This window comes from Microbacterium sp. NPDC078814, assembly GCF_040702645.1.
In the GTDB taxonomy this organism is placed as follows: domain Bacteria; phylum Actinomycetota; class Actinomycetes; order Actinomycetales; family Microbacteriaceae; genus Microbacterium.
The window spans coordinates 116981-140278 of the sequence record NZ_JBFBLT010000002.1 but is presented as its reverse complement, the minus strand read 5'-3'; the positions used below and the strand labels follow the sequence as shown (position 1 = coordinate 140278).

General features: G+C 69.1%; 22 protein-coding genes and 2 tRNA genes. 3 read left to right on the top strand and 21 right to left on the bottom strand.

What is annotated here, in order from left to right:
* Positions 1 to 9: 9 nt before the first annotated feature.
* Entirely contained in the window at positions 10 to 507 is a 498-nt protein-coding gene (locus tag AB0300_RS03910) for a GyrI-like domain-containing protein (RefSeq protein ID WP_366215497.1), read from the top strand.
* Between the two features lie 8 nt (positions 508 to 515).
* On the opposite strand, the gene clpX is transcribed toward AB0300_RS03910, so the two are convergent.
* From clpX to AB0300_RS03855, 11 genes are all read right to left on the bottom strand, one after another.
* Positions 516 to 1784 carry an ATP-dependent Clp protease ATP-binding subunit ClpX gene (clpX, locus tag AB0300_RS03905; protein ID WP_025105011.1) on the bottom strand — a complete coding sequence of 423 codons (1269 nt, stop codon included), beginning with the start codon at positions 1782 to 1784 and terminating at the stop codon, positions 516 to 518.
* Between the two features lie 118 nt (positions 1785 to 1902).
* Entirely contained in the window at positions 1903 to 2427 is a 525-nt protein-coding gene (locus AB0300_RS03900) for a hypothetical protein (RefSeq protein ID WP_366215496.1), read from the bottom strand.
* 103 nt (positions 2428 to 2530) lie between these two features.
* Entirely contained in the window at positions 2531 to 3382 is an 852-nt protein-coding gene (locus tag AB0300_RS03895; RefSeq protein ID WP_025105013.1) for an aldehyde dehydrogenase family protein, read from the bottom strand.
* Positions 3379 to 4821, bottom strand: coding sequence for an aldehyde dehydrogenase family protein (locus AB0300_RS03890; protein WP_062766778.1), 1443 nt, complete (start codon positions 4819 to 4821; stop codon positions 3379 to 3381). Before AB0300_RS03890 ends, AB0300_RS03895 begins: the two co-directional genes overlap by 4 nt.
* Positions 4822 to 4831: 10 nt before the next feature.
* Positions 4832 to 5833, bottom strand: a complete 1002-nt coding sequence (gene deoC / locus AB0300_RS03885) for a deoxyribose-phosphate aldolase (protein ID WP_025105015.1) — start codon at positions 5831 to 5833, stop codon at positions 4832 to 4834.
* Positions 5830 to 6765, bottom strand: coding sequence for a sugar-binding transcriptional regulator (locus tag AB0300_RS03880; protein WP_060921184.1), 936 nt, complete (start codon positions 6763 to 6765; stop codon positions 5830 to 5832). Before AB0300_RS03880 ends, deoC begins: the two co-directional genes overlap by 4 nt.
* A 154-nt stretch (positions 6766 to 6919) precedes the next feature.
* Positions 6920 to 7561, bottom strand: coding sequence for an ATP-dependent Clp protease proteolytic subunit (locus AB0300_RS03875; protein ID WP_025105017.1), 642 nt, complete (start codon positions 7559 to 7561; stop codon positions 6920 to 6922).
* Positions 7562 to 7578: 17 nt separating this feature from the next.
* Positions 7579 to 8166: an ATP-dependent Clp protease proteolytic subunit gene (locus tag AB0300_RS03870; protein WP_025105018.1), complete on the bottom strand. Its 588-nt coding sequence runs from the start codon at positions 8164 to 8166 to the stop codon at positions 7579 to 7581.
* A gap of 81 nt (positions 8167 to 8247) precedes the next feature.
* Positions 8248 to 8742, bottom strand: a complete 495-nt coding sequence (locus tag AB0300_RS03865; RefSeq protein WP_366215495.1) for a tetratricopeptide repeat protein — start codon at positions 8740 to 8742, stop codon at positions 8248 to 8250.
* Positions 8743 to 8814: 72 nt separating this feature from the next.
* The gene (gene tig / locus AB0300_RS03860; protein WP_085607830.1) at positions 8815 to 10293 is read right to left on the bottom strand and encodes a trigger factor; all 1479 of its coding nucleotides are present in this window, start codon (positions 10291 to 10293) and stop codon (positions 8815 to 8817) included.
* A gap of 60 nt (positions 10294 to 10353) precedes the next feature.
* Positions 10354 to 10427 (bottom strand) — tRNA-Pro (locus AB0300_RS03855).
* Between the two features lie 94 nt (positions 10428 to 10521).
* Here AB0300_RS03855 and AB0300_RS03850 point away from each other — a divergent pair.
* Positions 10522 to 10595: transfer RNA gene (locus AB0300_RS03850), tRNA-Gly, on the top strand.
* Positions 10596 to 10666: 71 nt separating this feature from the next.
* The gene (locus AB0300_RS03845) at positions 10667 to 11896 is read left to right on the top strand and encodes a hypothetical protein (protein WP_249521020.1); all 1230 of its coding nucleotides are present in this window, start codon (positions 10667 to 10669) and stop codon (positions 11894 to 11896) included.
* 56 nt (positions 11897 to 11952) lie between these two features.
* On the opposite strand, the gene AB0300_RS03840 is transcribed toward AB0300_RS03845, so the two are convergent.
* The 10 genes from AB0300_RS03840 to uvrA form a co-directional block, all read right to left on the bottom strand.
* Complete coding sequence (locus tag AB0300_RS03840) at positions 11953 to 12306, bottom strand: RNA polymerase-binding protein RbpA (RefSeq protein WP_025105022.1); 354 nt, start codon at positions 12304 to 12306, stop codon at positions 11953 to 11955.
* Positions 12306 to 12554, bottom strand: a complete 249-nt coding sequence (secG, locus tag AB0300_RS03835) for a preprotein translocase subunit SecG (protein ID WP_025105023.1) — start codon at positions 12552 to 12554, stop codon at positions 12306 to 12308. The genes AB0300_RS03840 and secG overlap by 1 nt, the downstream gene beginning before the upstream one ends.
* Positions 12555 to 12634: 80 nt before the next feature.
* On the bottom strand, positions 12635 to 13426 hold the full coding sequence (gene tpiA, locus AB0300_RS03830; protein WP_025105024.1) for a triose-phosphate isomerase: 792 nt from the start codon (positions 13424 to 13426) through the stop codon (positions 12635 to 12637).
* Positions 13417 to 14631: a phosphoglycerate kinase gene (locus AB0300_RS03825; RefSeq protein ID WP_102209576.1), complete on the bottom strand. Its 1215-nt coding sequence runs from the start codon at positions 14629 to 14631 to the stop codon at positions 13417 to 13419. The genes tpiA and AB0300_RS03825 overlap by 10 nt, the downstream gene beginning before the upstream one ends.
* 10 nt (positions 14632 to 14641) lie before the next feature.
* Positions 14642 to 15652 (bottom strand): type I glyceraldehyde-3-phosphate dehydrogenase, encoded by a 1011-nt coding sequence (gap, locus tag AB0300_RS03820; RefSeq protein WP_025105026.1) that lies wholly within the window; start codon positions 15650 to 15652, stop codon positions 14642 to 14644.
* A 115-nt stretch (positions 15653 to 15767) separates the two neighbouring features.
* Positions 15768 to 16394 (bottom strand): superoxide dismutase, encoded by a 627-nt coding sequence (locus tag AB0300_RS03815; protein ID WP_025105027.1) that lies wholly within the window; start codon positions 16392 to 16394, stop codon positions 15768 to 15770.
* 161 nt (positions 16395 to 16555) lie between these two features.
* The gene (whiA, locus tag AB0300_RS03810) at positions 16556 to 17533 is read right to left on the bottom strand and encodes a DNA-binding protein WhiA (protein WP_025105028.1); all 978 of its coding nucleotides are present in this window, start codon (positions 17531 to 17533) and stop codon (positions 16556 to 16558) included.
* 63 nt (positions 17534 to 17596) lie between these two features.
* A complete protein-coding gene (rapZ, locus tag AB0300_RS03805) occupies positions 17597 to 18469 on the bottom strand; it encodes an RNase adapter RapZ (protein WP_025105029.1) in 873 nt (290 codons plus the stop codon).
* A gap of 35 nt (positions 18470 to 18504) precedes the next feature.
* Complete coding sequence (gene uvrC / locus AB0300_RS03800; protein ID WP_062766796.1) at positions 18505 to 20409, bottom strand: excinuclease ABC subunit UvrC; 1905 nt, start codon at positions 20407 to 20409, stop codon at positions 18505 to 18507.
* Positions 20409 to 23297 (bottom strand): excinuclease ABC subunit UvrA, encoded by a 2889-nt coding sequence (gene uvrA, locus AB0300_RS03795; protein WP_025105031.1) that lies wholly within the window; start codon positions 23295 to 23297, stop codon positions 20409 to 20411. The genes uvrC and uvrA overlap by 1 nt, the downstream gene beginning before the upstream one ends.
* Position 23298: the final 1 nt, after the last annotated feature.

Sequence of the window (23298 nt, the reverse complement as noted above, 5' to 3'; positions counted from 1 at the left end):
CCTGAGCGCATGGACGCATTCCCTGACGCTCCGTTCGGCCCCGCAGACACCCTGGAGCTGGACGCCGTCCCCCTGGCCGTCATCCGCCACGAGGGCATCCGGATCGCCGACCTCCGCGATGCCTTCGACTCCGGATACGCGGCGATCGGTGCCGCCTTCGCTGCGGGCACCCTGATTCCCGCCGGCCCGGCGCTCGCGATCTACCACGGCGATCCGATGGGCGTGTTCGACCTGGAGCTCGGCTTCCCGGTCCAGGCCCCACCCTCGGACCCGATCGCCACGGGCGACGGGGCAGCCATCATCCCCTCGACCCTGCCGACCGGGCAGGCCGTCGCGAGCAGCGTCTTCGGTTCCTACGACGGTCTCGGTGCCGGGTGGGCCGGGCTGGTCGCGCGCGCCGCGGAGGCGGGGCTGCACCCGCGCGGCGTCTGGATCGAGGTCTACGTCTCGGACCCCGGTGTCGATCCCGACGAGCTCCGCACGGACCTGCTCATGCCCGTGGCCTGAGCAGGCGTTCAGGCGCTCTTGCGCTTGCGCTCCATCACGATGGTGGGCGGGGCGCCCTCGTCGACGGCGGCACGGGTGATGATCACCTTCGCGACGTCCTCGGCAGAGGGGATCTCGAACATCACCGGACCGAGCACGTCCTCGAGGATGGCACGGAGTCCGCGGGCACCGGTCTTGCGCTCGACGGCGAGGTCGGCGATCGATCGCAGCGCGTCCTCCTCGAACTCGAGCTGGACGCCGTCGAGCTCGAACATGCGCTGGTACTGCTTGACGAGGGCGTTGCGCGGACCGGTGAGGATGTCGATGAGGGCGGCCTGGTCGAGCGGTGACACGTTCGTCACGACGGGCAGACGACCGATGAACTCCGGGATGAGACCGAACTTGTGGAGGTCTTCCGGGAGCACCTCGCTGAACAGGTCGAGGTCCTTGCCCTTGTCGTGCAGCGGAGCACCGAAGCCGACACCGTGCTTGCCCACGCGCGCCGAGACGATGTCCTCCAGCCCGGCGAAGGCGCCGGCCACGATGAAGAGCACGTTCGAGGTGTCGATCTGCAGGAACTCCTGGTGCGGGTGCTTGCGACCACCCTGCGGCGGCACCGAGGCGACCGTGCCCTCGATGATCTTCAGCAGCGCCTGCTGCACGCCCTCGCCCGACACGTCGCGGGTGATCGACGGGTTCTCGGCCTTGCGGGCGATCTTGTCGACCTCGTCGATGTAGATGATGCCCTGCTCGGCGCGCTTCACGTCGTAGTCGGCGGCCTGGATGAGCTTGAGGAGGATATTCTCGACGTCTTCGCCGACGTAGCCCGCCTCGGTCAGTGCCGTCGCGTCGGCGACGGCGAACGGCACGTTGAGGCGCTTGGCGAGCGTCTGCGCCAGGTAGGTCTTGCCGCAGCCCGTGGGTCCGATGAGCAGGATGTTGCTCTTGGCGATCTCGACCTCTTCGGCCTTCTGCTCAGCAGGCTGCAGGGTGCCGTGAGCGCGCACGCGCTTGTAGTGGTTGTAGACGGCGACGGACAGCGCACGCTTCGCGGGCTCCTGTCCGACGACGTACTCCTCGAGGAAGGTGAAGATCTCGCGGGGCTTCGGCAGCTCGAACTCGGCGACACCCTCGGCAGACGACTCCGCCATGCGCTCTTCGATGATCTCGTTGCAGAGCTCGACGCACTCGTCGCAGATATACACGCCGGGTCCGGCGATGAGCTGCTGCACCTGCTTCTGGCTCTTTCCGCAGAAAGAGCACTTGAACAGGTCAGCGCTTTCACCGATGCGGGCCATGCGCGTCCTCCTCGGGGGGGATCAGGATCGTTCTTCGAGCCTAACCGCTGCATACGACACCGGGCCGCATTGGCGACGAGTCGTTCGGCGGGTCCGGCGGACGACGGTGCCTCCACCGTCATTCCGCGGGGAGGCAGCCGCCGTCCATGATGTATCCGCCGACCTCGACGCGGACCTCGTCGGGACGCAGTTCCCCGAAGACGCAGCCACCCTCGGGACCGTCGGCCCCGAACGCCACCGCGCGCGCATCTCCCCGGGCGACGTGATGGACGAGGCCGACCTCGCGCAAGGCGTCCTCGACGGCGGTCACGGAGATCATGCCCTCCGTGCGCAGCGCTTCGAGACGCACGCGGAGGTCCGCCGCCGGCCGCTCGGCGGCGGCCCGCGCCTCGGCCGACGTCTCCATCCGCTCACGATGCCGGTCGTTCTGTTCCATCGCGTGTTCCGGGTCGTACGGCGCACACTCCGGCGGAAGCTCGGCGCCGTCCACCTGCGGGCAGGCGGCGGTGGGCGTCACAGTCGGCGTCGGCTCTCCGGCGGCGACGCCGGCCGGCGCCGCAGCGCAGCCGCCGAGCAGCAGGATCGCTGCCAGCACGAGCGTCACTCGCCCGGGGCGGGCGCGGATGCCGGAGATCGCCATCATGCCGCCATGAAACCACAGCACTGGCGGCGCCCGCACGCTGCTCGCACGACGAGGGCCCCGCCGCGCGGTGCGCGACGGGGCCCTCGGTCATCCTGACGTGTCGTCAGACCATGCTCTTGGTGTGCCAGACCGTCTTGACCTCGGTGAACGCGGCGATCCGCTCCGGCGAGGCGACCACGTCGCCGGGGGCGAGCACGCGCTTCAGCGTCTCCGCCGCGGCGATCTGCATGTCGACCCACTCCAGCGCGCCCGCGCCGGCGAGATCGAGGGCGTTCACATCCTGGTGCGAGGCGAGCCACGGCGCGATCTCCGCCGGCGAGCCGGTGAGCACGTTCACCACGCCCCCTGGCACGTCACTGGTCGCGAGCACCTCGGCGAGACTGATCGCGGAGAGCGGGTACTGCTCGCTCGCGACCACGACGACGGTGTTCCCGGCGACGAGGGCCGGGGCGACCACCGACACCAGGCCGAGCAGCGCCGAGTCCTGCGGGGCCACGATGGCGACCACACCGGTGGGCTCGGGCACCGAGATGTTGAAGTACGGACCGGAGACGGGGTTCGCGTTTCCCGCCACCTGGGCGTACTTGTCGCACCAGCCGGCGTACCAGACCCAGAGATCGATCGCCTCGTCGACCTGCGCCGTGGCCGCCGAGGACGAGATGCCCTCCTGCGCCACGATCTCGTCGACGAACTGCGCGCGACGCCCTTCCAGGACCTCGGCGACCCGGTAGAGCACCTGGCCGCGGTTGTAGGCCGTCGCCCCCGACCAGCCCTTGACGGCGGCGCGCGCGGCGACGACCGCATCGCGGGCGTCCTTGCGGGAGGCCTTGGCGGCGTTGGCGAGGAAGGCGCCCTTGCGGGAGACGACCTCGTACGTGCGTCCGGACTCGCTCCGGGGGAAGGCCCCGCCGATCGCGAGCTTGTAGGTCTTCGGAACGGTCAGTCGCTTGCTCATGCTGCGGCTCCCTTGAGATAGGCGGTGAGGCCCTGGCGACCGCCCTCGCGGCCGTACCCGGACTCCTTGTAGCCGCCGAACGGGCTCGACGGGTCGAAACGGTTGAACGTGTTCGCCCACACGACGCCCGCGCGCAGCCGGTCGGCGACGGCGAGGATGCGCGAGCCCTTGTCCGACCAGATGCCGGCGGAGAGACCGTACGGGGTGTTGTTGGCCTTGGCGATCGCCTCAGCGGGCGTCCGGAAGGTGAGGACCGACAGCACCGGCCCGAAGACCTCGTCGCGGGCGATGCGGTGCGAGGCCTCGACGCCGGTGAAGATCGTCGGAGCGAACCAGAAGCCCTGCTCCGGGATCGCGCAGTCGGCGGTCCAGCGCTCGGCACCCTCGGCCTCGCCGATGTCGCTGAGCTCACGGATACGGGCGAGCTGCGCGGCGGAGTTGATCGCGCCGATGTCCGTGTTCTTGTCGAGCGGGTCACCGAGACGCAGCGTCGACAGCCGGTTCTTCAGCCGGTCGACGACCTCGTCATGGATGGACTCCTGCACCAGCAGGCGGCTGCCCGCACAGCACACGTGGCCCTGGTTGAAGAAGATGCCGTTGACGATGCCCTCGACGGCCTGATCGATCGGCGCGTCGTCGAAGACGATGTTCGCGGCCTTGCCGCCCAGCTCCAGCGTCAGCTTCTTGTTCGTCCCCGCCACGGCGCGGGCGATGTCGCGACCCACACCCGTCGAGCCGGTGAAGGCGACCTTGTCGACGTCCGGGTGACGGACCAGGGCGGCACCGGTCGCCCCGGCTCCGGTGACGATGTTCACGACACCGGCAGGGAGATCGGCCTGCTGCAGGATCTCGGCGAAGATCAGTGCCGTCAGCGGCGTGGTCTCGGCCGGCTTGAGCACGACCGTGTTCCCGGCCGCCAGCGCGGGCGCGAGCTTCCACGCGAGCATCAACAGCGGGAAGTTCCACGGGATGACCTGACCGGCGACACCCAGAGCACGCGGGTTCGCACCCAGCCCGGCGTAGTCGAGCTTGTCGGCCCAGCCCGCGTAGTAGAAGAACCAGGACGCGACGAGGGGCACGTCCACGTCGCGGCTCTCCTTGATGGGCTTGCCGTTGTCGAGGCTCTCGGCGACGGCGAGCTCGCGGGCGCGCTCCTGCACGAGGCGGGCGATGCGGAACAGGTACTTGCCCCGGTCGCGGCCGCTCATGCGCGACCAGACCTTGTCGTAGGCGCGACGGGCCGCGGCGACAGCGCGGTCGATGTCCGCGTCGTCGGCGGAGGCGATCTCGGCGATCTCCTTCTCCGTCGCCGGGGAGATGGTGCGGAAGGGGGTGCCGGAGCCGTCGACGAACTCGCCGTCGATGAACAGCCCGTAGCTGTCCTTGAGGTTCAGCACCGCCGTGGACTCCGGAGCCGGAGCGTATTCCAGGAATGACATGTCGGGTGTCCTAGTCGATCGTGACGTAGTCGGGGCCGGAGTAGTGGCCGGTGGTGAGCTTCTGGCGCTGCAGGAGCACGTCGTTGAGCAGGCTCGAGGCGCCGAAGCGGAACAGGTGCGGCTGGAGCCACTCCTCCCCCACGGTCTCGGCGACGGTGACGAGGTACTTGACCGCGTCCTTCGACGAGCGGATGCCGCCGGCGGGCTTCACGCCGATCCGCTCCCCCGTCCCGCGATACCAGTCGCGCACCGTCTCCAGCATGAGTAGCGTGGTCGGCAACGTCGCCGCCGGCTGCACCTTGCCCGTCGAGGTCTTGATGAAATCGCCGCCGGCGAGGATGCCGAGCCAGGAGGCACGCTTGATGTTGTCGTACGTGTTCAGCTCGCCGGTCTCGAGAATCACCTTGAGCGAGGCGTACGAGCCGTCCTCACGGCGGCACGCCTCCTTGACCTGAGCGATCTGATCGAACACCAGCCCGTAGCGGCCGGACAGGAACGCACCGCGGTCGATGACCATGTCGATCTCGTCCGCACCCGCGGCGACCGCTTCCGCGGTGTCGGCGAGCTTGATCGCGAGGGAGGACCGGCCGCTCGGGAAGGCGGTGGCCACCGCGGCGACCGAGATGAGGCCGTCGTCGGGGTCGCCGTGCAGGCTGCCGAGGGCCTCGACCGCTCCGGCGACCATGTCGCCGTAGACGCACACGGCCGCCACCCGAGGCGTGGACGGATCCGCCGCATCCGGGTTCTTCGCCTTGGCGACGAGCGAACGGACCTTGCCAGGGGTGTCCGCCCCCTCCAGGGTGGTCAGGTCGATCAGCTTGATGATCGTGTCCAGCGCCCACGCCTTCGACGTCGTCTTGATGGAGCGCGTGCCGAGGCCGGCAGCGCGCTGCTCCAGCCCGACGGCGTCCACGCCGGGGAGGCCGTGCAGGAAACGACGGAGGGTCGCGTCGTCCGGCTCACCGCCGAGGACGTCCACCGCCGTCCTGCGGCTGAGTTCTGTCGTCGTCACTGTTCCTCCAACAATGCTCGTGCTGTGGTCTCATCGGTCACCAGGACCCCGCACAGGCCGCTGGTCACGACCGTGCGCGCGATGTCGTGCTTGGCGGGACCCGCCGTCACGAAGATGGCCCGCGCGGCGCCGCGCAGGCGGTCGAGCGAGACGCCGACCGTGCGGGCGTCCAGCTGCGGGTCGACGATGTTGCCCTCGGCGTCGACGTAGCGCCCGAGGACGTCGCCGACGGCACCGCGACGTGCCAGCTCCTCCACGTCGGCGGCCGTGAGATAGCCGTTCTCGACGTGGGCGGAGGTCGCATCGCACGGTCCGGCGGTGAACAGGAACGCCTGGGCGTCCGCCGCCTCCTCCAGCACGGCCGCGACGGTGCGGTCGCCTTCGATGGCCTGCTTCGTCTCGACGTGCTCCAGGATCGCGGGGCTCGGCAGCAGCGAGACCTGGCCGGACGCGCGCTGGGCGATGGTCACCGCGAGTCCTGCGGCCCCTCCCGAGCGCCGGTTGAGGCTGACACCGCCGTTGAGCTGCACGACGGTGACGCCGTTCGCCCAGCCGTCGGGCAGGGCCTCGGCCACGGCGCGGAGGGTCTTGCCCCAGCTCACGCCGAGCGTGCGCGGAACCGGACGGAGGGCGGTCAGGAAGTCGGCCGCCGCCTGAGCGACGCGCTCCAGGGTGCCCTCGTCGCCCTCCGGCGAGGGGACGACCACCGCGTCGGTCAAGCCGAACCGCTCCACGAGCTCGCGTTCGAGGCCGAGCCGACGGGCGCGCGGGTGGACGATCTCGATGCGGACGATGCCGCGCTGACGCGCCTGCGTGAGGAGGCGCCCGACCTTCCAGCGGGAGATCTTCAGGAGACCACCGATCTCGTCCTGCGTCTTGTCCTCGTCGTAGTACAGCTCGGCGACCCGGACCATGAGCAGATCTTCTTCCACGGTGTCCTCCTTCCTCCTCCAGGGTAGGCCGGATTCAGCGTTCGCGCACCCGTCTGCTCGTATGCGCAGTCCCGCCATCCTCCCGCGCGCATCCGCCGGAGATGCGAGAAGGACGCCCGTCGATTCGACGGGCGTCCTTCTCTGCGGATGCGGACTACGCGCGCTTGCGCGAGGTGAGCACCTGGTCGACGATGCCGTACTCCAGCGCCTCGTTGGCCGAGAGGATCTTGTCGCGATCGATGTCGCGGTTGACCTGCTCGACCGGCTTGCCGGTGTGACGGGCCATGGTCTCCTCGAGCCAGGTGCGCATGCGGAGGATCTCCGCCGCCTGGATCTCGATGTCGGAGGCCTGACCGTGGCCGGCCTCCCCCATCGCGGGCTGGTGCATCAGCACGCGCGCATTCGGCAGGGCGAGACGCTTGCCGGGGGCACCGGCCGCGAGCAGCACGGACGCGGCCGAGGCCGCCTGGCCGAGCACGACGGTCTGGATCTGCGGCGCGACGTACTGCATCGTGTCGTAGATCGCCGTCATCGCGGTGAACGAGCCACCGGGCGAGTTGATGTACATGGTGATGTCGCGCTCGGAGTCCTGGCTCTCCAGGACGAGGAGCTGTGCCATGACGTCGTCGGCCGACGCGTCGTCGACCTGCACGCCGAGGAAGATCACGCGGTCTTCGAACAGCTTGTTGTACGGGTCCTGGCGCTTGAAGCCGTAGGCGGTGCGCTCCTCGAACTGCGGCAGCACATACCGGCTGGAGGGCAGGTTTCCGGCGGACTGGAACGTGGGTGTGTACATGGTGTCCTCTCGAATCCTTACTCGACGCCCGTGCCGCCGCCGCCGGTGACGTCGCTGGCGTGCTCGCGGATGTGGTCGACGAAGCCGTACTCGAGGGCCTCCTCCGCCGTGAACCAGCGGTCGCGGTCGCCATCGGCGTTGATCTGCTCGACGGGCTTGCCGGTCTGCGACGCGGTGATCTCGGCGAGGCGCTTCTTCATCGACAGGATGAGCTGCGCCTGGGTCTGGATGTCGCTCGCGGTGCCGCCGAAGCCGCCGTGCGGCTGGTGCAGCAGCACGCGGGCGTTCGGCGTGATGTAGCGCTTGCCCTTGGTGCCGCTCGTCAGCAGCAGCTGGCCCATGGACGCGGCCATGCCGATGCCGACGGTGACGATGTCGTTCGGCACGAACTGCATCGTGTCGTAGATCGCCATGCCCGCGGTGATCGAGCCGCCGGGCGAGTTGATGTAGAGGTAGATGTCCTTCTCGGAGTCTTCGGCGGCGAGAAGGAGGATCTTCGCGCAGATCTCGTTGGCGTTGTCGTCTCGCACCTCCGAGCCGAGCCAGATGATGCGGTCCTTCAGCAACCTGTCGAAGACGCTTGTCGCGACGAGGGGTTCAGCCATGTCAGCTCCTGCTTCCGTGTTTCAGTGATTCGAATCTACCGGCGCGCGCACAGCCCCTAGGTCGTGTTCGCCGTCGGCATATCAGGTGTCGCTGCCCGCGATCTCGTGCGCGTACGCCGTCATCGACCGGTGATAGCGCGGCAGGTGCGGGACGAGCGCGAGGATGGCCACCGACAGGCCCTGCGCGGGCCGGCCGGCACTCGCGAGGATGAGGGCGTGCACCACCGCGACCGCGTCCCGATACGCCCCGTCCGCCGCGATCTCCTCCTCGGCGCGGATCACCCGCAGCGCCTCGTCGTAGTCACCGAGGTTGCGCAGCGAGCTCGCGAGCTGGATCACGCACTGCGGGCGGTGCTCCTCGTCGAGGCCGAGCGCCAGGGCGCGGCGGTACAGCTCCACGGCCTCCGCCGGGCGCCCGGCGGAATCGCGAGCACCGGCGCGCTCGAACTCGACCCTCGCGTCGTCCGCACCCCGTTCGGCGGCGAGGGCGTCGATGCGCGCGATCGTCTCGTCGCCGACCTCCTCTCCGGAGGCCTCCGCCCACACCTGCTCGATGCGGTCGTCCCAGCTCGTCATCCCGTCGTCCTTCCCTCGATGAGAAAGAGGGCGGATGCCGCAGCACCCGCCCTCTTCACTCGACCGTGCCGATCACTCGGCGGTGTCGGCGTCCTTCTTGGCCGGAGCCTTCTTCGCCGCCGGCTTCTTGGCGGCGGGCTTCTTCTCCGCAGCGGGCTTCTCGTCCGCGTCGGCATCCTTCTTGGCGGCCGCCTTCTTGGCGGGGGCCTTCTTCTTCGCGGCCGGCTTCTCCTCGGCCTCGGCGGGCTTCTCGTCCTCGGACTCGGCCTCGTCGTCGGTCACGACGAAGTCGGAGAGGTCGACGGCCTTGCCGTTGGTGTCCACGACCTTGACCTTGCCCAGGGCGATCGCGAGCGCCTTGTTCCGGGCGACCTCGCCGACCAGCGCGGGGAGCTGGTTCGAGGACTGCAGCGCCTCGACGAACTCCTGCGGCGCCATGCCGTACTGCGCGGCGGACTGGATGAGGTACTGCGAGAGCTCCTCCTGCGAGACCTGCACGTCGGCCTGCTCGGCGATCGTGTCGAGCAGCACCTGCGTGCGGAACTGCTTCTCGCTGGCCTCGGTCACCTCGGCGCGGTGCACGTCGTCCTCGAGACGGCCCTCGCCCTCGAGGTGGTTGTGCACCTCGTCCTCGATGAGCTGCGGCGGGACCGGGATCTCGATCTGCGCGAGCAGCGTCTCGACGAGCTTGTCGCGGGCGGCGGAGCCCTGCGTGAAGACGCCCTGCTGCTCGACGCGCTCGCGCAGGCTGTCGCGCAGCTCGGCGATCGTGTCGAACTCGCTCGCGATCTGCGCGAACTCGTCGTCGGCCTCGGGAAGCTCGCGCTCCTTGACGGCCTTGACGGTGACGGAGACCTCCGCCTCCTTGCCGGCGTGGTCGCCGCCGACGAGGGCGGAGCGGAAGGTGGTGTCCTCACCGGCGGTGAGCGACTCGATCGCGTCGTCGATGCCCTCGAGGAGCTCGCCGGAGCCGATCTCGTAGGAGACGCCCTCGGCGCGGTCGATCTCGGCGCCGTCGATGGTGGCGACGAGGTCCAGCTCGACGAAGTCGCCCTTGGCCGCGGGGCGGTCGACGGGGATGAGCGTGCCGAAGCGGGCGCGCATGTTCTCGAGCTCGGCGTCGAGGGCGGCCTCGTCGGCCTCCACGGCGTCGACCTCGAGGGTGATGCCCGCGTAGTCGGGGAGCTCGATCTCCGGCCGCACGTCGACCTCGACGTCGACGAGCAGGTCGCCCGAGAAGTCCTTCTCGTTCGGCCACTGCGTGATCTCGGCCGACGGGCGGCCGACGATGCGGAGCTTGTGCTCGGCGGTCGCCTCGCGGAAGAACTTGTCCAGGCCCTCGTTCACGGCGTGCTCGATGACGGCGCCGCGGCCGATGCGCTGGTCGATGATCGGAGCGGGCACCTTGCCCTTGCGGAAGCCGGGGATCTGGACGTCCTGCGCGATGTGCTCGTAGGCGTGCGCGATGCTGGGCTTGAGGTCGTCCGGGGTGACCGTGATGGTGAGCTTGACCCGGGTCGGGGTCAGCTTCTCGACGGTGCTGTTCGCCATGCTGGTGTGTTCTCCTTGTGGTTTCCGCGCAGAACGCGGCTGGAAGGTCGTGGGGTCGAGTCGGGGCGACAGGAGTTGAACCTGCGACCTCCCGCTCCCAAAGCGGGCGCTCTACCAAGCTGAGCTACGCCCCGGGGAATCCGCACGCAGATTCAGCCCAACCGAGTCTAACGGACAGGAGCATGCCCGACCGTCCGCTATGATCGATGGAGTCCGGACTCCGGTTCCGGGGGTGTAGCTCAATGGTAGAGTCTCAGTCTTCCAAACTGATTGCGCGGGTTCGATTCCCGTCACCCCCTCCACGTTGTCACCTCGGTCGAATACGCTGACAGGATCAGCTCCCGACCGGAAGGCCTGCCGAGATGAGCGCCTCGTGACCGCCCCTCCGCCGTCGGTTGCCGCGACCGCCATGGTGCCGGCTCCGGGTGGGCATCGCCTCCCGGCCGTCCTCTCCTCGCCGTCCGGCGTCCCCCGGCCGCCGCGCGACCGGCGATCGCTCAGGGGCGTCCTCGCCGGCACCGTCGGCACGGTCGCGGTGTTGGCGGGTCTCGGCATCACGCAGCTCGTCGCGAACCAGGGGTACGACGAGGCCGCCAGCGGGGTCGAGGACGCCACTCGATCGGTGACCGCCCAGCAGACGGAACTCCGGCAGCGGACCGCCGATCTGATCGCGGCGACGGATGCCGGCCATGTCATCATCGACACCGGCGCGCCTGCCCTCGCCGTTCCGGAGGATCTCTGGGCGGCCCTGGACTCCGCCGTGGCGGAGGGCGAGACCACCGGCGGCGAGGCCGAGGACGTCCTCGCGACGCGGCTCCCAGCCGACGAGACGAAACCCGGCTGGTTCTGGGACCTCTTCGCCGCGACGAGCCGTCTCGCCGAGGACCAGAGCATCCTGCGCGACGTCGCCGAGTCGATGGACAGCGCCTCCGCGTCCGCCGCCGCGAGCGTGGACGCGGTGCGGACGACCGGCGTGTCCGTGCTCACCGCCGCGGCCGAGGCCGCGGGCGCCTTCGAGACCGCGCATCCGTCCACTCGCAACGCCGCCGTGATCGCTCTGCGCGGAGCCGCATCCGACGCTCTCGCCGTCACCGAGGTCGACGACGCGGCCGCGGCCGCCTATGTCGCCCTGCAGCAGGCCGCCACCGAGGTCGTCTCCGCGGAGAACGCGGAGCTCGCGGAGAAGGCCGGTCCGCTGCAGAACGCCCGCCTCGAGGTGGAGGCGTTCGCGCGGTCTCTCGCGCCCGGCGTCCTGCTGGAATTCGACTGGGCCCCTCTCGTCAACGGCGCCGGGTACAACGGCAGCATGGGCGGGTACACCACCTGGTGGTGGGACGATCCGGGGCGCGCGGTCATCCAGCTGTCGGACTCGGTGGCGGAGCAGTGGCCCGCCGAACGCAGCCGCGCGCTCGTCGCCCATGAGGTGGGCCATGCCATCAGCGTGAAGTGCGAGGGCATGTACGACTCGTCCACCCAGGACAGCATCGAGAAGTGGGCGACGGCCTGGGCGATCAGCATGGGCTTCACGGACGACGCCAACGGGGTCTGGGCCTACGGGTATCCCCCGCAGAACTACATCGACGCGGCGGCCGGCTGCCGCTGAGACGGAAGAAGCCGCCGTGGTCACCACGGCGGCTTCTCCTCTCGCTCAATCGGCGGTCACTGACCCCGACGCTCGCGAAGCTGGGTGAGGGCGTCCTCCAGGAGCTGGACGGCCTCCTCGTCCGTGCGACGCTCCTTCACGTAGGCCAGGTGCGTCTTGTACGGCTCGGCCTTGGCGACGGCAGGAGGGTTCTCCTTGTCGCGCCCGGCCGGAAGACCGGACTGCGGGTGATCGATGATCTCCGGGATCTCCTCCTCGGGGAGACCGGCGGCGAAGTAGCGGACCGTCTCGTTGCCGAGACCGTCCCAGTACGACACCGCGATGCGGTCGGCGTGGTAGCCGTGGTCCTGCTCCCCCATGGGACCGGAACCGACGCGGGTACCGCGGATCGCGTTTCCACCGGTAGCCATCAGATCACCTCGAACTTCGTGATGAGGCCGAGCGCCACGATGGCGATGAACCACGTGAGCGCCAGGACGACCGTGAAGCGGTTCAGGTTCCGCTCCGCGAGACCGGAGGAGCCGACCGCAGTGGTCATGCCGCCGCCGAACATGTCGGACAGGCCGCCGCCGCGACCCTTGTGCAAGAGGATGAGGAGAGTCAGCAGGACGCTGGTGATGCCCAGCACGACCTGCAGGACGAACTCGAGAATTGCCACGGAAAGAGCCTTTCGCTGGGGCCGGAGCGCCCCCGTAACGGTCAAGTATACGGTGCAGCGGGGCCGGAGCCCCGCCGCACTCACACGCCGACGTGCTTCTCGAAGCGGATGATCGCCGCGAACTCGTCGACGACGAGGCTCGCGCCGCCGACCAGAGCGCCGTCCACGTCAGGCTCGCGCATGAAGCTGGCGATGTTCGCCGCCTTGACCGATCCGCCGTAGAGGATGCGGGTGCGGGCCGCCGCCTCGTCGCCGAGGACCTTCGCGATCACGCCGCGGAGCGCCGCGCAGACGTCCTGCGCCTGTTGCGGGGTGGCCGCCTGGCCCGACCCGATGGCCCAGACGGGCTCATACGCCACGACGATGTCGGCCGACGGGGAGACGCCCTGAAGGGCGGCTTCGAGTTGTCCGGCCGGAACGGCGCTGGCACCGAACTTCTCCAGGTCCTCCGCCGTCTCGCCCACGCAGATCACCGGGGAGAGGCCGTGCTTGAGCGCAGCCTTCACCTTGCCGGCCACGATCTCGTCGGACTCGGCGTGGTACTCGCGACGCTCGGAGTGTCCGATGATGACGTACTTCGCGTCGAGCTTCGCCAGGAACGCCCCGGAGATCTCGCCGGTGTACGCACCGGAGTCGTGCGCCGAGACGTCCTGCGCACCGAACGCGAACGGGATCTTGTCCGCGTCGATCAGCGTCTGCACGCTGCGGATGTCGGTGAAGGGCGGGAAGACCGCCACCTCCACGGACCCGTCCTCGTGCTTGGCGTCCTTCAGCGTCCAGTGCAGCTTCTGCACGAACGCCACCGCCTGCAGGTGATCCAGGTTCATCTTCCAGTTGCCCGCGATCAGCGGGGTACGGGAGCTCACGCCCATCCGAGGACCTCCAGCCCAGGTAGTTTCTTGCCCTCGAGGAATTCGAGGCTCGCGCCGCCGCCGGTCGAGATGTGCCCGAACTGATCGTCGGTGAATCCGAGCTGGCGGACGGCCGCGGCGGAATCGCCGCCGCCGACCACGCTGAGGCCGTCGACCTCGGTCAGTGCCTGCGCGACCGCCTTGGTTCCCGCAGCGAAGGCCGGGAACTCGAACACGCCCATCGGGCCGTTCCAGAACACCGTCTTCGATCCGCGGATAACCTCGGCGAAGCGTGCGGCGGTCTCCGGTCCGATGTCGAGGCCGATGCCCGACGAACCGAACGCCGTCTCCTCGATCGCGTCCGCGGCGGCCACCTCGTGGTCCGCGTCCGCACCGAAGGAGGCGGCGACGACCACGTCGGTCGGGAGCACGAGCTCCACGCCGCGCTCGGCCGCCTCGGCGATGTAGCCGCGGACGGTCTCGAGCTGGTCCTCCTCGAGAAGACTCGACGCGACGGCGTGCCCCTGTGCCTTCAGGAAGGTGAAGAGCATGCCGCCGCCGACGAGGATGCGGTCCACCCGCGGCAGCAGGTGCGAGATGACTCCGAGCTTGTCGCTCACCTTGGACCCGCCGAGCACCACCGCGTACGGCCGCTCCGGGTTCTCCGTCAGGCGATCGAGCACATCGAGCTCGGTCGCGATCAGGAGCCCCGCCGCCGAGGGCAGCAGCTTCGCGAGGTCGTAGACGCTCGCCTGCTTGCGGTGTACGACGCCGAAGCCGTCGGAGACGAGCACGTCGCCTAGCTCCGCGAGCTGCGCCGCGAAGGCACCGCGCTCGGCGTCGTCCTTCGACGTCTCCCCCGGGTTGAACCGGAGGTTCTCGATCACGACGACCTGACCGTTCTCGAGGGACGCCACGGCGTCCTTCGCGGCCTCGCCCACGGTGTCGCCGGCGAAGGCGACCGGGGCGCCGAGCAGCTCGGACAGCCGCTGGGCGACCGGCTCGAGGCTGTACTGCGGGTCGGGCGCGCCGTCGGGGCGGCCGAGGTGCGAGCAGACGACGACGCGGGCGCCCGCGTCGATGAGGGTCTTCAGGGTCGGCAGCGAGGCGCGGACACGGCCATCGTCCGTGATGACCCCGTCCCGCAGGGGGACGTTCAGATCACAACGGACGATGACGCGCTTGCCCTCGAGCGAACCCAGTGAGTCCAGGGTGCGCAGAGTCATGTGTCGGAGCTCAGATGCGCTCGGCGACGTACTCGGTCAGGTCGACGAGACGGTTGGAGTAGCCCCACTCGTTGTCGTACCAGCTCGAGACCTTGATCAGGTTGCCGCTGACGTTGGTGAGCGTCGAGTCGAAGATCGACGAGTGCGGGTTGTGCACGATGTCGCTCGACACGATCGGGTCCTCGTTGTACTGCAGGTACCCGGCCAGACGCCCCTCGGCCGCAGCCTTCTTGTAGGCCTCGTTGACCTCGTCCACCGTGAGGTTCTCGCGGTCCGTGATGAGCGTCAGGTCGACGATCGAGCCCGTGGGGACCGGCACGCGGTAGGAGGAGCCGCTGAGCTTGCCGTTCAGCTCCGGGAGGACGAGGCCGATGGCCTTCGCGGCACCCGTCGAGGCCGGCGTGATGTTGATCGCGGCGGCGCGGGCGCGGCGGAGGTCCTTGTGGGGACCGTCCTGCAGGTTCTGGTCGGCGGTGTAGGCGTGGGCCGTCATCATGAAGCCGCGGTCGATGCCGAAGGCGTCGTTGAACACCTTGGCCAGCGGCGCGAGGCAGTTCGTGGTGCAGGAGGCGTTGGAGATGATGTGGTCCGTCTCCGGGTTGTACGTCTCCTCGTTCACGCCCATGACGATGGTGCGGTCGTCACCCGTGGCCGGAGCCGAGATGAGGACCTTCTTCGCACCGGCGTCGATGTGCTTGCGCGCGGCGTCGGCGTTGGTGAAGAAGCCGGTCGACTCGATGACGATGTCCACGCCCAGCTCGCCCCACGGGAGGTTGGCGGGGTCACGCTCTGCGAAGGCCTTGATCTCCTTGCCGTCGACGGTGATGCTGTCGTCGTCGTACGTGATCTCGGCGTCGAGGACGCCGCTGACCGAGTCGTACTTCAGCAGGTGTGCCAGGGTCTTGTTGTCGGTGAGGTCGTTGACCGCGACGATCTCAAGGTCTGCTCCCTGCGCGAGAGCTGCGCGGAAGTAGTTGCGTCCGATGCGGCCGAAGCCGTTGATACCGATCTTGACAGACACTCAGGTCTCCCTGTTTCTCATGCGCCGAGCGCCGCCGTCGAGCGTGCGCCATGCGCGGGTTTTTTGGCTGAGATGGCGCCCCGACGAGCCGTGGGCCCGCCGGGACGCGACCCGATTACGACAGTACCAGCAGGCCGTTCGTCTGCTGACGGGCGACCTCGAGGCGCTGGGCGACGTTCTCCCAGTTGGCGATGTTCCACGCGGCCTTGACGTAGTCGGCCTTCACGTTGAGGTAGTCGAGGTAGAAGGCGTGCTCCCACATGTCCAGCTGGAACAGCGGGATGGTGCCCTGCGCGGTGTTCGACTGCTGGTCGAAGAGCTGCTGGATGATGAGGCGCGAGCCGATCGAGTCCCAGCTCAGGACGGCCCAGCCGGAACCCTGGATCCCGGTGGCGGCGGCGGTGAAGTGCGCCTGGAACTTCTCGAAGGAGCCGAAGTACTCGTCGATGGCCGCCTTGAGCTCGCCCTCGGGCTGGCCGCCGCCGTTCGGCGAGAGGTTGGTCCAGAAGATCGAGTGGTTGACGTGGCCGCCGAGGTTGAACGCGAGGTCCTTCTCGAGCTTGTTCACATTCGCGAGGTTGCCGCTCTCGCGGGCCTCGGCCAGCTGCTCCAGGGCGGTGTTGGCGCCCGCGACGTAGGTCGCGTGGTGCTTGTCGTGGTGCAGCTCCATGATCTTGCCGCTGATGTGCGGCTCGAGAGCGGCGAAGTCGTAGGGAAGGTCGGGGAGCGTGTAGGTTGCCATATCGCATTCATCCAATCCGCGCCGCGCCGCGGCGCTTGCCGATGCTCCGCGTCGCCGATGTGCGACGGAGAGCGGACGACTTTCATCCTACTGACGACAACGCCTCGGGTGTCCGGATCCTTCCGGGGGTTGACACGCCGTTCAGGGCGGCGTCACCCGGATCAGACGTCGAGACCGGCGGGGACGGCGGCCTCGGTCCCCGGGATGCCCTCCTGCTGCGCGCGCTTGTCCGCCATCGCCAGCAGGCGGCGGATGCGGCCGGCCACGGCGTCCTTGGTGAGCGGAGGGTCGGCGTGGTGACCGAGCTCGTCGAGGCTGGCGTCGCGGTGTGCGAGGCGGAGCTCGCCGGCGACACGGAGGTGGTCGGGCACCTCGTCGGCCAGGATCTCGAGAGCGCGCTCGACACGGGCGCATGCCGCCACGGCCGCCTGCGCGGAACGGCGGAGGTTCGCGTCGTCGAAGTTGACGAGACGGTTGACGCCGGCGCGCACCTCGCGGCGCTGTCGCAGCTCCTCCCACGCGAGAGCGGTGCGCTGGGCGCCCATCTCGCTGAGGATGGTGCGGATCGCCTCCCCCTCGCGCACGACGACGCGGGGAAGCCCGCGGACCTCGCGCGCCTTCGCGGCGACACCGAGGCGGTGGGCGGCACCCACGAGCGCCATGGCGGCCTCGGACGACGGGCAGGCGACCTCGAGCATCGCGGAGCGGCCCGGCTCGCTCAGCGAACCCGCGGCGAGGAAGGCCCCGCGCCAGAGGCCGGCGATCTCCGCACGGGACCCCGTGGTGAGGCGGTTCGGCAGTCCGCGGACCGGGCGGCGACGCTGGTCGAGCAGTCCGGTCTGGCGGGCAAGGGTCTCCCCCTGCGCGATGACGCGGACGGCCCAGCGGGCGCCGTCGTTGGCGGTGCTCGACTGCACCTGGGCGATCTCCGGGCGGACGCCGTAGATCTCGGCGAGGTCGCGGGCCACACGGCGGGCGAGGGTCTCGGCATCGACCTCCGCTTCCACCGCCACACGGCCGGCGATGGAGTGCAGACCACCGGCGAACCGGAGGATGGCCGTCACCTCAGCGACGCGCACCGTCGGGGGTGCATTGCGGATGCTGACGAGCTCAGCCTTGACGTCGGTGGTTAGTGCCACGAGACTCCTTCACGTTCACGCGCCGGGTCGCGACGCAAACCTCCAGCTTACTCGCTCGGGGGCCTATTCCCTGCCGAGGTCACGGTGGCGGACGTTGACCGCGACGCCCGGGATTCCCGCCAGTCGACGGGCGAGCTCCTCGGACATGGCGACCGAACGGTGCTTGCCGCCCGTGCACCCGATGGCGATCGTGGAGTGGCTCTTGTTCTCGCGCTGATACCCCTCGAGGACGGGCACGAGAGCCTTCGCGTAGGCGTCGAGGAACTCCTCCGCGCCGTCCCGGGAGAGCACGTACTCCCGCACGGTCTCGTCCTGCCCGGTGAGACCGCGCAGGTCCTCGTTCCAATACGGGTTCGGGAGGAAGCGCATGTCGGCCACGACGTCGACGTCGGTGGGCAGCCCGTACTTGAAGCCGAAGCTGAGCAGGGTGACCCGGTGCCGCGCCTCGCCCTCCTCCGAGAAGATGTCCGAGACCTTGGTCGCGAGCTGGTGGATGTTCAACGCCGAGGTGTCGATCACCAGATCCGCGGCCTCGCGGATCGGGGCGAGCCGGGCGCGCTCGGTCCGGATGCCGTCGAGGAGGGTGCCGTCGCCCTGAAGCGGATGCGGGCGCCGTACGGCCTCGAAGCGACGGACGAGGACGTCGTCCGAGGCGTCCAGGAAGAGCACGCGGATGGATCCCCTGGTGCGCAGCACGCGAGCGACACCCGGGAAGTCGTCGAAGAGGTTGCGGCCGCGCACGTCGACCACCGCCGCGACCTTCGGCAGCGCGTCGCCCCCCATGCCGGTGAGATCGAGCAGCGGTCGGAGGATCTGCGGCGGCAGGTTGTCGACGACGTACCAGCTGAGATCCTCCAGCGCGTTCGCCACCGTGGTCCGACCCGCGCCGGACATCCCGGTGACGATGAGGAATTCGCCCTGTTCCCCGTCAGACATCGCTCACTGCTCCTTCTCCCCCTCGGCCTCCCAGCCTAGCGAGTGGACAGGTGCGTATGGATGTTCTGGGCGAGCACCGGACCGATCCCCTGGACCTCCTGGATCTGCTGAGGTTCCGCGGCACGCAGCGCGGTGACCGACCCGAAGTGCTTGAGGAGGACCTTGATCCGCGAGGCCCCGAGACCGGGGACCTCGGCGAGCACCGTGGTGATGTCCTTCTTGCGCTTCTTGCGCTGGTGCGTGATGGCGAACCGATGCGCCTCGTCGCGAAGACGCTGGAGCAGATAGAGGGATTCGCTCGTCCGCGGCAGGATGACCGGGAAGTCGTCTCCCGGCAACCAGATCTCCTCCAGACGCTTGGCGATGCCGCAGACGGCGATCTCCGTGTGTCCGGCGTCGCGCAGTGCCCGCGCGGCGGCCTCGACCTGCGGCTGACCACCGTCCACGAGCAGCAGCTGCGGCGGGTAGGCGAACCGGGGCTTCCGGCGCACCCCCGCCTCGCCGACGTCTTCCGCGACCACCTCGTCGGTGGTGGGGTCGACGGTCTCCTGCTCTTCCGGGCGGTCGAGGTAGGCGAGCCGACGCCGCAGCACCTGGTACATGGAGTCGGTGTCGTCGGTGGTCTCCGCGATGTTGAAGGTGCGGTACTGGTCCTTGCGCGGCAGCCCGTCCTCGAACACGACCATGGACGCCACCACGTTGGTGCCGCCGAGGTGCGAGATGTCGAAGCACTCGATCCGGAGCGGTGCCTCCTCCATCCCCAGCGCCTCCTGGAGATCGGTGAGCGCCTGCGTGCGCGCGACGTAGTCGCTCGTCCGACGCGTCTTGTGCCTGATCAGCGCCTGCTGGGCGTTCAGAGTGGCCGTGCGCATGAGGTCGGCGCGCTGGCCGCGATGCGCCACGGCGATCTCGACCTTCCGGCCCCGGCGTTCGCGCAGCCACACCTCCAGCTCGGAAGCGTCGTCGGGAAGCACCGGCACGAGGATGCGGCGCGGCACGTCCTGGGCCTCGCCGTACGCCTGCTGGAGGACCTGCTCCACGAGCTCCCCACCCGTGATGTCGATCTCCTTCTCGATCGTCAGGGCCCGGACGCCTCGAACACGACCACCGCGGATGACGAAGTGCTGCACGGCGGCGGCGAGCTCGTCCTCCGCGATGCCGAACAGGTCGGCGTCCTCGTCGGCCGGGAGCACGAGGGCGCTCTTGCCGAGCACGGCCTCGATCGCCGAGAGCTTGTCACGGTATTTCGCGGCTGCCTCGTAGTCCATGGCCGCCGACGCCGCGAGCATGCGCTGCGTGAGCTCGCGGGTGAAGCGTTCGTCACCGCCCGCCATGAATGCGACGAAGTCGTCGACCATGGCGCGATGCTCCTCGATCGACACCGTCATCGAACACGGCCCACCGCACTTGCCGATCTGCCCGGGGAAGCACGGACGCCCCGTCTGCATCGCCCGCTTGTAACTGGCGTCGCTGCACGTGCGGATCGGGAACGCCTTGATCATCAGGTCGATGGTCTCGTGCACCGCCCAGACCTTCGGGTACGGACCGAAGTAGCGGGCCCCGGGGATCTTCCGGTTGCGGGTGACCAGCACACGCGGCGCCTCGTCCCCGAGCGTCACCGCCATGAACGGGTACGACTTGTCGTCCCGGTACTTGACGTTGAACGGCGGATCGAACTCCTTGATCCACATGTACTCGAGCTGGAGGGAATCGACGTCGGTGGGCACGACGGTCCACTCCACCGACGCCGCCGTCGTCACCATCCGGCGCGTGCGCTCGTGCAGTGTCCGCAGCGGAGCGAAGTAGTTCGACAGCCGCTGACGGAGGTTCTTCGCCTTCCCGACGTACAGCACCCGGCCGTTGGCATCGCGGAACCGGTACACCCCCGGGTCGGTCGGGATCTCGCCCGCCCGGGGCTTGTACGGCAGCACGTCGGCCATCAGCTGGCCTTCCGCGCGGAGCGCCCCTCACCCAGGATCTCGGCGAGGAACTGGCCGGTGTGGCTCTCCTCGACCCGCGCGATCTGCTCCGGCGTGCCGGTGGCGAGGATCGTGCCGCCGCCGGAACCACCCTCCGGACCCAGGTCGATCACCCAGTCGGCCGACTTGATCACGTCGAGGTTGTGCTCGATCACGATGACCGTGTTGCCCTTGTCGACCAGACCGTTCAGCACCTCGAGGAGCTTGCGCACGTCTTCGAAGTGCAGACCCGTCGTCGGCTCGTCGAGCACGTAGATGCTCCGACCATTGCTGCGGCGCTGGAGCTCGGTCGCGAGCTTCACGCGCTGCGCCTCACCGCCCGACAGCGTCGTCGCCGACTGCCCGAGGCGCACGTATCCCAGCCCCACGTCGACCAGGGTCTTCATGTAGCGGTGGATGGCCTGGATCGGCTCGAAGAACTCGGCCGCCTCCTCGATGGGCATCTCCAGCACCTCGGCGATGTTCTTGCCCTTGTAGTGCACGGCGAGGGTGTCGCGGTTGTACCGCTTGCCGTGGCACACCTCGCAGTCCACGTACACGTCCGGGAGGAAGTTCATCTCGATCTTGATCGTGCCGTCGCCCGAGCACGCCTCGCAGCGTCCGCCCTTGACGTTGAAGCTGAAGCGTCCGGGCTGGTAGCCGCGGACCTTCGCCTCGGGCGTCTCGCTGAAGAGCGTGCGGATGCGGTCGAAGACACCGGTGTAGGTCGCCGGGTTCGATCGCGGGGTGCGGCCGATCGGCGCCTGGTCGACGTGCACGACCTTGTCGAGGTTGTCGAGCCCGGTCACGCGCGTGTGCTTGCCCGGCACCGTCCGCGCCCCGTTGAGCCGCGACGCGAGCACCTGATACAGGATGTCGTTCACGAGGGACGACTTCCCGGATCCGCTGACGCCGGTGACCGCGGTCAGCACGCCGAGCGGGAAGTCGGCCGTGACGTTGCGGAGGTTGTTGGCGCGGGCGCCCACGACGCTGAGCATGCGCTTCTTGTCGATCTTCCGACGCTTCGCCGGCATCGGGATCTCCCGACGGCCCGAGAGGTAGTCCCCGGTCATCGACTCGGTGTCGGCGAGCAGCGCCGAGTACGGCCCGGAGTGGACCACGGCCCCGCCGTTCACACCGGCCCCCGGACCGATGTCGACCACCCAGTCCGCGGCCTCGATGGTCTCCTCGTCGTGCTCGACGACGATCAGGGTGTTCCCGAGATCGCGAAGCGTGAGCAGCGTCTCGATGAGCCGGCGGTTGTCGCGCTGGTGCAGTCCGATCGACGGTTCGTCGAGGACGTAGAGCACGCCGGTGAGACCGGAGCCGATCTGCGTGGCGAGGCGGATGCGCTGGGCCTCGCCACCCGACAGCGAGCCGGCCGAACGGCTGAGGTTGAGGTAGGACAGACCGACCTGGAGGAGGAAGTCGAGGCGCAGGCGGATCTCACGGAGCACCTGGGCGGCGATCTTGGCCTCGCGGTCGGTGAGGTGCAGCTTCTCCATGAAGGCCCGGGCATCGGCCAGGCTCAGGTGGGAGACCTCGGCGATGGAGTGACCGTGCACCTGCACGGCCAGCACCTCGGGCTTGAGACGGTCGCCGTTGCAGACCGGGCACGGGACCTCGCGGAGGTACTCGCCCCACCGGCTGCGCTGGGTGTCGGACTCGGCCTGCAGGTACTGCCGCTCGATGTACGGCACCACGCCCTCGAAACCGGAGGCGTAGCGCATCTCACGGCCGTAGCGGTTCTTCCACTTGACGGTGACCTTGTAGTTCTCTCCGCGCAGGACTGCCTCCTTGACGTCGGAGTGCAGTTCGCGCCACGGGGTGTCGAGGGAGAAGTCGAGGTCGCGGGAGAGTCCTTCGAGGAGGCGCTCGTAGTACTGGAAGAGCCCCTTGCCCTGCGTGGTCCACGGGATGATGACGCCCTCGCGGATCGAGAGGTCTTCGTCGCCGAGCATCAGATCGACGTCCACCGACATGCGGGTGCCGAGGCCCGAGCACGCGGGGCAGGCACCGAACGGCGCGTTGAAGGAGAACGTGCGCGGCTCGATCTCGGTGAGGGTGAGCGCGTGGCCGTTCGGGCACGCGAGCTTCTCCGAGAACGTCTGCCAGGCGTCGTCGCCCTCGCCGTCCACGTAGTTGATCTGCACGACCCCACCGGCGAGACCGAGAGCGGTCTCCACCGAGTCGGTCACGCGTCCGAGGATGTCGGGCGAGGCGACGAGGCGGTCGACGACCACCGCGATGTCGTGCTTGTAGCTCTTCTTGAGCGTCGGAGGCTCGGCCAGCTGGATGAGCTCGCCGTCGACGATCGCCCGCGAGTAGCCCTTCGCCCCGAGCTCCCGGAACAGGTCGACGAACTCGCCCTTCTTCTGGGAGACGATCGGCGCGACCACCTGGTAGCGGGTGCGCTCCGGGAGCTCCATGAGCTGGTCGGCGATCTGCTGGACGGTCTGCCGCTGGATCTTCTCGCCGCACACCGGACAGTGCGGAACGCCGATACGCGCCCAGAGCAGACGCATGTAGTCGTAGATCTCGGTGATCGTGCCGACCGTGGACCGGGGGTTGCGGTTCGTCGACTTCTGATCGATCGACACCGCCGGGCTCAGCCCCTCGATGAAATCGACGTCCGGCCGGTCGACCTGACCGAGGAACTGCCGCGCGTAGGCGCTCAGCGACTCGACGTACCGGCGCTGCCCCTCGGCGAAGATCGTGTCGAAGGCGAGGCTCGACTTCCCCGATCCGGAGAGGCCGGTGAAGACCACCAGCGAGTCACGGGGGATATCGATGTCGACGTTCTTGAGATTGTGCACGCGGGCGCCGCGGACACTGAGTTTTCCTGGGGAAGCAACGGGGACGATGGGCACC